This window comes from Mycobacterium sp. Marseille-P9652 (assembly GCF_902652685.1).
GTDB lineage: Bacteria > Actinomycetota > Actinomycetes > Mycobacteriales > Mycobacteriaceae > Mycobacterium.
This window is the reverse complement of record NZ_CACRUY010000062.1, coordinates 17033-28374: the sequence shown is the minus strand read 5'-3', so window position 1 is coordinate 28374 and position 11342 is coordinate 17033. Positions and strand designations below refer to the sequence as shown.

Here is an 11342-nt window from a genome sequence, read left to right as displayed (position 1 = left end):
CCTTGACGGTGTTCTCGGCCTCGTACACCTCACCCATGCCACCCCGGCCCAACAGCCGTTTCAGGTGATACGGCCCAAACGTCGAACCCACCCGCGAGGACTGCCCATCACCCATCCCCACACCTCCATCGCCAAGCCCGGCACAGGCGACCATATCAACAAACCCGGGGTCGACCGCTCGGTCGCAAGCCCCTGTCTCAGCAATCACGACGGTAAGGCGTGCGTCCGGGCCGCCGCAGGATAACGACGACATCAGACCGATCGTCGGGCGCGCGCTCCCGGCATCGCCTGTGCCATCCCATGATGCGACGACCACCCGTCCAAGAACCCGCCGAGGATGCCCCAAGCCGGCGATCGGACCCTGGGCTCATACCGATCGACGCGAAGGGGAATCAGTGTTCACCACCACCGCGCGTGGTCATTCGCCGTCTACTGCCTCGGATACCGCGCGCTGTCCGTCCAATTGTGCTGTGGCTCTTGGGTGGCCGGTGGGCCGCCGCTCGCGATGAGATACGTGGCCGCCTGACTCGTCTACCGCACCCAGCTGAGCGGCGGCGGGGCGCCACCTTTCGAAACGCTCTGCCGGCGTGGGCTTTCCGGACTGGCCGGACGACGGTCGGCGTGCCGGTCAGCCGCCGTAGTCGCCCCACCAGGTGTGCAGTTCATCGATCGTGGGGGGATCCCCGAAGACGTCGCACAGCAACAGCTTGGACTGGTTGCTCCACACCAGGTTTGGGTGACCCTTGTAGGTGGCGCAGGCGATCTCGCCGGCCTTCACGGTCGGGGTGTCGGGGTGGTGCCAGTCGTTCGGATTCTTGTCCGCCCCGGGACACGTGACCAGCTGCACGTTGTCGGCGGTGGTGTCGTCGGCGAACGCCTTGTTAAGCGCGTCCGCGTTGGCGAACAACCCGTAGACGCCTCTCGACGGCCCGCCCTGATTGGTGTTCTGGTCGCAGTTCACCATCGCCACCGCGGTGGACCAGATGGTGTTCGGCTTGGGCGTGGTCGGGGTGCAGGTGCCGCTGGGGTAGCCGGGGGGAAGGCTGTTGAGCAGCTTGGCCATCTGCGCGTCCTTCACCGGCGTGGTGGTCGTGGTGGTCGGCCGGGTGGTGGAGGTGGTGGTCGGCGTCGGGCTGGCTTGCGGTTTTGACTTGCCCCCGCCGCGCGTCGCGATCCAGATCCCGATACCCACGGCGACGAGCACCACGACCAGGGCCGCGGCGGCGGGCAGGGTGGCTTCTTGGCTGCGGCGCACGATGTTGGCGGCGCGGTCTTGGTCGGGGTCGGACAAGGCGTCGTGGGCGGCGAGGGCCAGGTCCCCGGCGCTGGCGTAGCGGTCTTCGGGTTTTTTGGCCATGCCGCGGGCGATCACGGAGTCGAAGGCCTTGGGGATGCCCGGCCGTGCCGCGCTCGGCTCCGGAATGGGAAACGTGGTGTGGGCGTTGACGAGCGCGCCGACGTTGCCGGACGTGTACGGCGGCGACCCGGTCAAGCACTCGTATAGCACGCACGCCAGGGCGTAGATGTCGGCGCGGTAGGTCACCTTCTCGTTGGTAAACCGCTCGGGGGCCATGTATTTCCAGGTGCCCACCGCGGTGCCCAACTGGGTCAGGTTCTCGTCGGTGGTGGCGCTGGCGATGCCGAAGTCGACCAGGTAGGCGAAGTCGTCGTGGGTGATGAGGATGTTCTGGGGTTTGACGTCGCGGTGCATGACCCCGGCGGCGTGGGCGGCGTCCAGCGCCGAGGCGATCTGGGTGATGATGGCGACGGCGCGCGGCGGGGTCAGCGGACCGTATCGTTCCAGCACGCTGTCCAGGTCGATGCCCTCGATCAGGCGCATCTCCATGAACATCTGTCCGTCGATCTCGCCGTAGTCGTGGATGGGCACCACGTGGGGCTCCTGCAACCGGCCCGCGTTGCGGGCTTCGCGTTTCATCCGCTCGCGAAACACCGGGTCCTTGCTGAACTCGGCGGTCATCAGCTTGACCGCGCACGGCCATTCCTTGACGGTGTTCTCGGCCTCGTACACCTCACCCATGCCACCCCGGCCCAACAGCCGTTTCAGGTGATACGGCCCAAACGTCGAACCCACCCGCGAGGACTGCCCATCACCCATCCCCACACCTCCGCATCTTCCGCCACCGGCGCAGTGCGTTGCGCCGGGCGGGCAGTCATGACGTTAAGCCCCCTACCCGCCCGCTCGCGAGACATCCGGACGAATTGCGGTCCGCACGAGCCGGCCTAGTTTTCGCCGCCGGCGGTCTCGAAGGTGAACTCGTGGTCGCAGATGCGCACGTGGTCGCCGTCGTGCAGGGTGGCGGTGGCCCGGATTCGCTGGTGCTGCACGTACACGCCGTTCGACGACCGCAGATCGTTGAGGATGTAGTTGGTGCCCGTGTCGACGATGACGGCGTGGTGGCGGCTGACGTTCGGGCTGTCCAGGACGATGTCGTTGTCGCTGAGGCGGCCGATCCGGGTGGCCGCCGCCAGGAGCGGATAACTGCGCCCGGTCGCCGCCCTCAGGTACGCGACGGCTTTCTGGCCCGACGCCATGGTGCGTTGGTCGAGCAGGGTCGCGGTGCCCTCGGCCGTGGTCTTCGCCGACTTCTTGGCGTCCAGCGGCTCCTGGCGCAGGATCCGCTCGTTGAGGGAGCGGAGGGTCTGTCCGGGGTCGATGCCGAGGTCTTCGGCGAGCGTCGCCTTCACCCGGCGGTAGGCGCCGAGCGCATCGGATTGGCGGTCGGTGAGGTAGTAGGCGGTGATCAACTGCGCCCACAGCGGTTCGCGGTACGGGTGCTCCGCGGTCAGCGCTTCGAGCTCGGTGATCACGGCGAACGCACGGCCGCAGGCGATTTCGGCCTCCGCCTGGGCGGTGTGAACCAGGATCTTCTCCTCGACGAGCGAGGTGGCATACGTTTCGACGAACTGAAAGTCGCGCAGGTCCTCGAGCACCGGCCCGCGCCACTGCGCCAGCGCGGCCGAGAGGTGCGAGCTGGCCTCTTCGAACCGGCCGGAGGCGGCCGCGTGCACACCGGCGGTCTTCTCGGCGATGAACCGCCCGAGGTCGCAAGCGCCGTCGTCGATGCTCAAGCGGTACCCCGGCGGTGCCGCCGCCAGGACCACGCGCGGGTCGATTCCGTGACCGCTCAGCAGCTTCCGCAGATTGGACACATAGGAATGGATGCTCGCGCGCGCCCCCGACGGAGGCCAGCCCTCCCACAGCGCCGTGATCAGCCTGTCGACACCGACGGGGGCGTTGCGGTTCATCAGCAGCATGGCGAGCACCGCCCGTTGTTTGGGCGTTCCCAACGGCACGAGGCCGCCGTCCACCCGCATTTCCAACGGCCCCAGCAGACCCAGTTCGAGGCGTTGGCCCGCCATCGCGTTCACCACTTCCCTTCGGATTCCGCGCTGTCATCGCGCCGGCGATCTGTCATTGTCATACGAATACCGGCCGATCCGGTAGTACCCGCGGGTTTGCCACCGCGGCCGGACCCCGCTGTCCGCCAAAGTGATACGGCGCCGAGCACGAAAGATATTGCCCGCCAGGTCAACTCGGACGAGCGACCGCCCCGGCGGCATCTGCGCCGGGGCGGTCGTCGCGCCGGTGGGTCAGTAGCGGACCTTGTCCGTGGTGACCACCACCAGCTCGTTGCTGGTGTCCCACGCCTTGACGAAGAGGCCCAGGGGGATCTGCTCGTCGCGGCCCTTGGGGTCACCGCTGTCGTTGAGGTGCACGACGTTGTTGGCGGTGTCGATACCGGTCACCACCACGGCGTGGTCGGACACCGGGTTGCCGTTCTCGTCCTGGGAGTTCGGGTCGATCGGCTGGCCCCAGATCATCTCGCCGTTGACGCTCACCATCACCGCGTGGCCGCTGCCCAATAGCTGCTCGATCCCCTCCAGGCCGGCGGGCACGCCGGTCTTGGCGGCGTGGTCCTTGTCACTGATGACGGCGTCGACGTTGTAGAGCTTCAGCAGGGTCGGGACGTCGGCGAACATGGTGCCCTGACCCGAGTTCGGGTTCTTGGTGTCGGCCGGCTTGATGTAGATCGAGCCCGGGTGGATGGCGCTCGGCGTGTTCTGGGCCTTCTTGATGATGGACTGCTCCGAGGGCTCCCTGCCCGTGACCTGACCGACGATGTCGGCGCTCGACATGAGGACGCAGTCGTCGTATTTCTGGTGGCGCCACCACTGGGCGGCCGCGGCGGGGTCCCCGTACATGGTGCCCGAGGCCGCGTCGGCCTGGGTGGCGAGGCCCAGCGCGACGCATGTGGCGGCCGCGGCGAAGGTCAGGGTCTTGGCGATGCGGGCGATCGTGCCGGTCATGGTGTGTCCTTTTCTCCTTCCGCCCGTTGGCGGGTCTTGGCGGGTTGAGAAAAGGGTCTGATCGTGGCCTTTCCGTTATCTGAATGAATTCTTGGAGTGACCCGGCTGCCGGCTTACACGCGGGTCATCGCGTAGTAGGCGCCTCGGCGTTCCATCAGCTCGGCGTGGTCGCCCTGCTCCACGATCCGGCCGGCGTTCACCACCAGGATGCGGTCGGCATCACGGATCGTCGAAAGACGATGCGCGATAACGAAACTCGTACGAGCACGGCGGAGCTCGCGCATGGCGCGCCGGATGAGCGCCTCGGTGCGGGTGTCCACCGCGCTGGTCGCCTCGTCGAGGATCAGCAGCTCAGGCCGCGCGAGGAACGCGCGGGCGATCGTGATGAGTTGCTTCTCGCCGGCGCTGATGTTCCCGCCGTCGCCGCTCACCCGGGTCTGGTAGCCGGCGGGCAGCGTGTGCACGAACGCGTCGACGTACGCCGCCCGCGCGGCCTCCTCCACCTCGTCGGTCGTGGCGTCCGGCCTGCCGTAGGCGATGTTCTCGGCGATCGTCCCGTCGAAGAGCCAGGTGTCCTGCAGCACCATGCCGATTCGCGATCGCAGCGACTCCCGGCTCATCGTCGTGATGTCGACCCCGTCGACCAGGATGCGGCCGGAGTCGACGTCGTAGAACCGCATGAGCAGGTTCACCAGCGTGGTCTTGCCGGCCCCGGTCGGCCCGACGATCGCGACCGTGCTGCCCGGTTCGGCCACCATCGACAGGTCGCGGATCACCGGCGTGCCCGGGTGGTAGGAGAAGCTCACGCCCTCGAATTCGACACGCCCGCCGGCACCCGCAGCGCGGTGCCGCGTGGCCGGCGCGGGGTCCGGCGGCTCCTCGGGCTCGTCGAGCAGGTCGAACACCCGCTGGGCACTGGCCACCCCGGATTGCAGCGTGTTGTACATGCCGGCCACCTGGCCGAGCGGCGCGTTGAACTGCCGCACGTACTGGATGAACGCCTGGATGCTGCCGAGGGTGAGGTGACCGGCCGCCACCTGCACGCCGCCCACCACCGCGACCGCGACGTAACCGAGGTTGCCGACGAACGTGGTCGCGGGCCCCACGAGGCCGGAGACGAACTGGGCGCCGAAGCTGGCCCGGTAGACGTCGTCGTTGAGGGCGCGGAACTGCTCGCGCGCCGCCGCCTGGTGGCCGAACGTCTTGACCAGCGTGAACCCGCTGTAGGTCTCCTCGATGTGGGCGTTGAGGCGGCCGATGCTGGTCCACTGGGCGACGAACAGGCGCTGCGACCGCCGTGCGATGGCCCGCGTCGCGAGCAGCGACAGCGGCACCGCCGCAACGGTGATCAGGGTCAGCAGCGGCGAGATGGTCAGCATCATCACCAGCACCGTCACGAACGTCAGCACCGCCGTGAGCAGTTGGCTGATCGTCATCGACAGCGACGACTGGACGTTGTCGACGTCGTTGGTCACCCGGCTCAAGAGCTCGCCGCGTTGTCGTCCGTCGAAGTACGACAACGGCAGCCGGTGGACCTTGTCCTCGACGTCGGAACGCAGCGCCACCATGGTGCGCTGCACGGTGAGGTTCAGTAGCCGCGCCTGCCCCCACAACAGCAGGGCCGCAACGAGATACAGCGCCAGCGCCAGGGCCAGCGTCCGGGCCACGGCCCCGAAGTCCACGCCCTTGCCCGGCACCACTTTCATCCCCGACAGCAGGTCGGCGAAGGCGTTGTCGCCGCGCGCGCGGGCCGCGGCGACGGCCTGCGCCTTGGTCAGCCCGGCGGGCAGCCGCCGTCCGACCACGCCGTCGAACAACAGGTCGGTGGCGTGGCCGAGGATCCGCGGGACGGCGACCCCGATCACCGTGCCGGTGACCCCGAGCGCCATCACGGCGACCGCTGGGCCGCGTTGTGGCGCAAGGCGTTTGAGCAGGCGGGTCGCCGTACGCCAGAAGTCGCTCGACGGCGCGGTCACGGCGTGCCGCCCAGGCGGCCCGAGCGCAGGGCGCCCACGGACTGCGAGTCGGCGAACTCCGCATACGTGGGGCAGTCGGCCAGCAGCGCATCGTGCGTGCCACAACCCACTATTCGTCCGGCGTCGACGACGATCACCCGATCGGCCAGGGCGGCGGTCGAGATTCGCTGCGTGACGACGAGCACCGTTGCGTCGCGCGCCGCTTCGCGCACCGACGCGCGCACCCGCGCGTCGGTGTGCACGTCGAGCGCGCCGAACGCGTCGTCGAACAGGTAGACGGCCGGTCGTCGGATCACCGCGCGGGCGATCGCCAGTCGCTGCCGCTGCCCGCCGGAGAAGTTGATCCCGCCCTGCGCGACGCGCATGCGCAGCCCGTCGGGGTGCGCCCGCACGAACGCGTCGGCGTCGGCCACCCGCAGCGCCTCCCACATCTCCTCGTCGGTGGCCCCCGGCTTGCCGTAGCGCAGGTTGTCCGCGACGGTGCCCGAGAACAGATACCCGCGCTGGGGCACCAGCCCGATCGCCGCCCACAGCCGCTCGGTGGGATAGTCGCGGACGTCGACGCCGTCGAGCAGGACCGCGCCGCCGGTCACGTCGTAGAGCCGGCAGATCAGCGACACCAGCGTCGACTTGCCCGAACCGGTGCCGCCGACGATCGCGGTGGTGGTGCCCGGCAACGCAGTCAGTGAAATGTCTTGCAGCACGGGACGATCGGCACCGGGGTAGGTGAACGTCGCGCGCTCCAGGCGCACCACCCCGGTGACCCCCCCGGCCGGCAGTCTCGGATGCTGCGGCTCCTCGACCCCGGCGCGGGTGGACAGCACCTCGGTGATCCGTTCGGCGCACACCGACGCGCGCGGCAGCACGACCAGCGTCATCGTCGCCATCACCACCGCCATGAGGATCTGGGTGAAGTACGCCAGGAAGGCGGTCAGCGATCCGACCTGCATCTGGCCGCGGTCGATGCGCAGCCCGCCGAACCAGATGAGCGCGACGCTGGACGCGTTGACGGTCAGCGTGGTCACCGGAAGCATCAGCGCCTGCAGGTTTCCCGCCCTCAGCGCGGTGCCCGACAGGGCGGTGTTCGCCCGGTCGAACCGGTCGCGCTCGAAGCGCTCGCGCGCGAACGCCCGCACCACCCGCACGCCGGACAACTGGTCGCGCAGCACCCGGTTGACGCCGTCGATCAGGGCCTGCATGCGGCGCACCAGCGGCAGCATCCGTGACATGATCAGGTAGTTCGCCACGGCCATGATCGGGACGCTCACCAGCAACAGCCACGTGAGCGCCGCCTCCTGGTGGACGGCCATCGCGATGCCGCCGACGCACATGATCGGCGCCGCGACGAGCACGGTGGCCCCGATCTGGACCAGGTACTGGATCTGGCGGACGTCGTTGGTGCTGCGCGTCAGCAGTGTGGGCGCGCCGAATCGCGCGGTCTCGCGGTCGGAGAACGTGGTGACGTGTTCGAACACCGCCCCGCGCAGGTCGCGGCCGAAGCCCATCCCGGTCCGGGAGCCGAAGTAGGTGGCCCCGACGGAGCACAGCACCTGAAAGCCGGTCACCGCCAGCATGACCATGCCCAGCCTGACGATGGTGCCGGTGTCGCCCCTGGCGATGCCTTCGTCGATGATCGCGGCGTTCACCGTCGGCAGGTACAGCGACGCCATCGTGGTCACCACCTGGAGCACCATCAGCGCCGCCACCGGCCGGCGGTACGGCCGGAGGTACTGGCGCAGCAGTGCCAGGAGCATCTGGTTACTGTCGCACACCGCGGGCGGCGCGCCGGTCGGCACGCGCGCGGTCGTCGCGGCCGGCCCGAGAAGGAAATGCCTGCTCAGGTGGCGCGTCGGTGGTTGAGCCTGTGGGCTGCCGCTACAGTGCATCGTGTGGAGCGGGAGCAGGCTGAGCAAGGGCGGGGTACTGGTGCGGCGTAGCGGGCGGGCGCTGGCCCTGGCGGTGTCGGCCTTGGCCCTGGTGATCCCGACGGTCGCCGGATGCTCGAGTTCCGGGGACAACAAATCGGGGGGAACGGTGTCCCCAACCTCCGGTAACGCGGAGGGGCACCACGGGCCGATGTTCCCGCAATGCGGAGGCGTCAGCGACCAGACGGTGACGGAGCTGACGAAGATGAGTGGCCTGGTCAACACCGCGCGGAACTCGGTGGGCTGTCAGTGGCTGGCGGGCGGCGGCATCCTGGGGCCGCACTTCTCCTTCTCCTGGTACCGCGGCAGCCCGATCGGGCGGGAGCGCAAGACGGAGGAGTTGTCGCGGGCGAGCGTCGACGACATCAACATCAACGGCCACAGCGGATTCATCGCCGTCGGCAACGAGCCCAACCTGGGTGACTCCCTGTGCGAGGTGGGCATTCAATTTCAGGACGACTTCATCGAGTGGTCGGTCAGCTTCAGCCAGAAGCCGTTCCCGCCACCCTGCGACATCGCCAAGGAACTCGCCCGCCAGTCGATTGCGAACGCGAAATGAGCGCCGCGGCGCGCGGCCGGGCCGCGGTGATCGTGGTCGCCCTGGCCCTGCTGGTGCTGACCGGCTGCTCGAAGTCGGTGGCCGTCAACGCCGTCAAGGCGGGCGGAAACGTTCCCCGCAACAACAACTCCCAGCAGCAGTACCCGAACCTGCTCAAGGAGTGTGAGGTGCTGACCAGCGACATCCTCGCCAAGACCGTCGGCGCCGACCCGCTCGACATCCAGAGCACGTTCGTCGGCGCGATCTGCCGGTGGCAGGCGGCCAACCCCGCCGGCCTCATCGACATCACCCGGTTCTGGTTCGAGCAGGGCAGCCTCTCCGAGGAGCGCAAGGTCGCCGACTTCCTCAAGTACAAGGTGGAGAACCGCAACATCGCCGGCATCGAGTCGATCGTGATGCGCCCCGACGACCCGAACGGCGCGTGCGGCGTGGCCAGTGACGCGGCGGGCGTGGTCGGCTGGTGGGTCAACCCCCAGGCGCCCGGCATCGACGCCTGCGCGCAGGCCCTCAAGCTGATGGAACTGACGCTGGCCACCAACTCGTAGCCCCCGGTGCGCAGGACCTAACGGGGGACGTGGAATACGGTCAGGGTCGCCCGTCCGGGCTCCAGGGCTTCCCAGGCTCGGGGCACGGTCAGCACCGCGATCGCCGATGTCGGGTATTTGCGTGAAACCTGTTCCACGACAGCCTCGCTCGAGTCGTCGTCGGCCAGGGCGAGCGCCAGCCCCGACATCGTCGGCTCGTGACCCACGACGAGCAGGGTGCCGATCGCCTCGCCGGTCCGGCCGATCTCGTCGATCATGATGCCGGGCGTGGCGCCGTAGAGCCGCTCGCTGTAGCGCACCGGAGCGTCGATTCCCGTGCGCGACAAAGTTTGTCGCGCCCGCGTCGCCGTCGAACACAGCACCGCGTCGACGCTCGGCGCGTTGGCGCGCAGCCAGTCCCCGGCCAGCCCGGCCTCCCTGATGCCGCGCGGCGCCAGCGGGCGGTCGTGGTCGGCGACCCCTTCGGGATAGTCGGACTTCGCATGCCGCATCAGCAGCAGGGTGAGCCGATGGTTCATCGGCACACGATAACCAGTTACACGGGCAGGCCGATGCCGGTGGCGGGGCCGAGGATGATCGGCTGGCCGCCGAGCGGACCGGTGGGCGGCGTTCCGTTGTAGAGGTCGTTGATCCAGGTCGTGGACAGGGTGTACACCGCCTGGGTGTTGCCGCCCGGCGAGAAGCTGGTGAACAGCTGCGAGACGAAGTCGATGAGGGGCTTGTTGCCCAGCAGCGAGTCGACGTGCGAGCCGTTGACGAGCTCGACCCCGGTGAACTGCCCGGGGTACAGGCTCACCAGTTCGTTCGTGGTGGCGCCGTTGGCGTTCCACGGCTGCGGCGGCGCGGCCACCACGTAGTCGGGGATGTTCAAGGCCTTCAGGTTGGCGATCGCCGCCGCGAAGCCCGCGGAGTCGTTGGCAACCCCGTCGAACATCACCACACCGAGCAGGTGGTTGTTGGCCGTCCCCGTGCCGAGGTCCGCGATGTAGTCGCCGGCGGCCAGGGTCGCGAGGCCGCCGCCGGCGGAGTGCCCGGTCAGGAAGAAGTTCTGCGGCAGTGTGCCGTGGTAACCCGCCTGTTGCGCGCTGGCGTTCAGCGCCGTCTCGTTGCCCAGGAACAGCGAGCCCACGGCCTGGTGCATCTGCGTGCCGCTCAGCCAGGCGCCCCCCGGCAACGGCAGCGACGACACGGTCGGCACGACCACGATGCTGTCCGTGCCGTAGGCCAGCGCGGTGGCCAGGGCGCCGTACCAGCCGCCGGTGCCCAGGAAGCCGTGCTGCAGGTAGATGACGCCGTGGGCGTTGACCGTGCCGTCCGCCTGCGTGGGGAAGTACCAGCGCGCCGGTGCCGCGTAGCCGTTGGGGCCGACCGGAATTTCCAGATAGGACATCCCCTCCCTGACCCCGGTCACCGGGCCGGCCGTTCCCGTCCCCTGGTAGACGCCGCCCTGCTGGCTGCCGAGGGTGCCGTTGAGGAAGCCGGTGATCAGCCGGCCGAGCCAGCCGGGGCCGGTGCTTCCGGTGACCGCCGGTCCGACGGCGCCCTCGCCGAACAGCGGCTGCCCGGTCAGGTAGGTGAACGGGGACCAGATGCCGACATCGAAGAACTCCTGCTCGATGCCCTTGATGAACAGCGATACGTTCGTGAGCTCGCCGGTGATGTAGCTGGCGCCGGCGGCGTTCAACGTGTGCGCGAATTGCGAATGGAACAGGGTCGACTGCGCGGTCAGCGCGTGGAACTCTTCGGCGTAGCCGCCGAACAGGCTGGCGATCGCCTTCGACACCTCGTCGCCGGCCGCCTCGACGATCGTCGTCGTCGACGGCGCCGCCGCCGCGGACGCCTCCCTGATCGCCTCGCCGATGCCGGCCAGGTCGTCCGACGCCGCGGCGATGAACTCGGGTGCTGCGATCACCGACATTGGCGGCTCCCATCTTCTCGGCCCGACAATCCGGAACAGCTACAGAAAATACTCATTTGCGCAGCGATCTGGTTCAGTTCCTTAAATTAA

The 11342-nt window shown here is 68.8% G+C and carries 10 protein-coding genes and 1 pseudogene; 2 read left to right on the top strand and 9 right to left on the bottom strand.

The features are described from left to right. The 7 genes and pseudogenes from GPY60_RS27790 to GPY60_RS23005 all read right to left on the bottom strand — a co-directional run. The coding region (locus tag GPY60_RS27790) for a hypothetical protein (RefSeq protein WP_370462806.1) at nt 1-115 on the bottom strand (115 nt) is incomplete at its 3' end. A gap of 513 nt (nt 116-628) precedes the next feature. Further along, a complete protein-coding gene (locus GPY60_RS23030) occupies nt 629-1063 on the bottom strand; it encodes a hypothetical protein (protein ID WP_156690009.1) in 435 nt (144 codons plus the stop codon). After that, nucleotides 973-2116: pseudogene (locus tag GPY60_RS23025) on the bottom strand (serine/threonine-protein kinase); the annotation flags it as partial. The gene GPY60_RS23030 and the pseudogene GPY60_RS23025, both read right to left, overlap by 91 nt. A gap of 125 nt (nt 2117-2241) precedes the next feature. Continuing rightward, a complete protein-coding gene (gene embR / locus GPY60_RS23020; protein ID WP_156690008.1) occupies nt 2242-3381 on the bottom strand; it encodes an ATPase/transcriptional regulator EmbR in 1140 nt (379 codons plus the stop codon). A gap of 231 nt (nt 3382-3612) precedes the next feature. Then, complete coding sequence (locus tag GPY60_RS23015; RefSeq protein ID WP_156690007.1) at nt 3613-4329, bottom strand: C39 family peptidase; 717 nt, start codon at nt 4327-4329, stop codon at nt 3613-3615. Between the two features lie 113 nt (nt 4330-4442). Beyond that, nucleotides 4443-6380, bottom strand: a complete 1938-nt coding sequence (locus GPY60_RS23010) for an ABC transporter ATP-binding protein (protein ID WP_370462804.1) — start codon at nt 6378-6380, stop codon at nt 4443-4445. Then, complete coding sequence (locus GPY60_RS23005) at nt 6302-8059, bottom strand: ABC transporter ATP-binding protein (RefSeq protein WP_156690005.1); 1758 nt, start codon at nt 8057-8059, stop codon at nt 6302-6304. The genes GPY60_RS23010 and GPY60_RS23005 overlap by 79 nt, the downstream gene beginning before the upstream one ends. Before the next feature lie 172 nt (nt 8060-8231). Here GPY60_RS23005 and GPY60_RS23000 point away from each other — a divergent pair, with 172 nt between their 5' ends. Next, nucleotides 8232-8789 carry a DUF3558 domain-containing protein gene (locus GPY60_RS23000; RefSeq protein WP_156690004.1) on the top strand — a complete coding sequence of 186 codons (558 nt, stop codon included), beginning with the start codon at nt 8232-8234 and terminating at the stop codon, nt 8787-8789. Continuing rightward, nucleotides 8786-9334: a DUF3558 domain-containing protein gene (locus GPY60_RS22995; RefSeq protein ID WP_156690003.1), complete on the top strand. Its 549-nt coding sequence runs from the start codon at nt 8786-8788 to the stop codon at nt 9332-9334. The genes GPY60_RS23000 and GPY60_RS22995 overlap by 4 nt, the downstream gene beginning before the upstream one ends. 17 nt (nt 9335-9351) lie before the next feature. Here the strand turns inward: GPY60_RS22995 and GPY60_RS22990 are convergent, their stop codons facing one another. Together GPY60_RS22990 and GPY60_RS22985 are read right to left on the bottom strand one after the other, a co-directional pair. Then, entirely contained in the window at nt 9352-9852 is a 501-nt protein-coding gene (locus GPY60_RS22990) for a SixA phosphatase family protein (protein ID WP_156690002.1), read from the bottom strand. 17 nt (nt 9853-9869) lie between these two features. Further along, nucleotides 9870-11252, bottom strand: a complete 1383-nt coding sequence (locus GPY60_RS22985) for a PE domain-containing protein (protein ID WP_156690001.1) — start codon at nt 11250-11252, stop codon at nt 9870-9872. Nucleotides 11253-11342 lie beyond the last annotated feature (90 nt).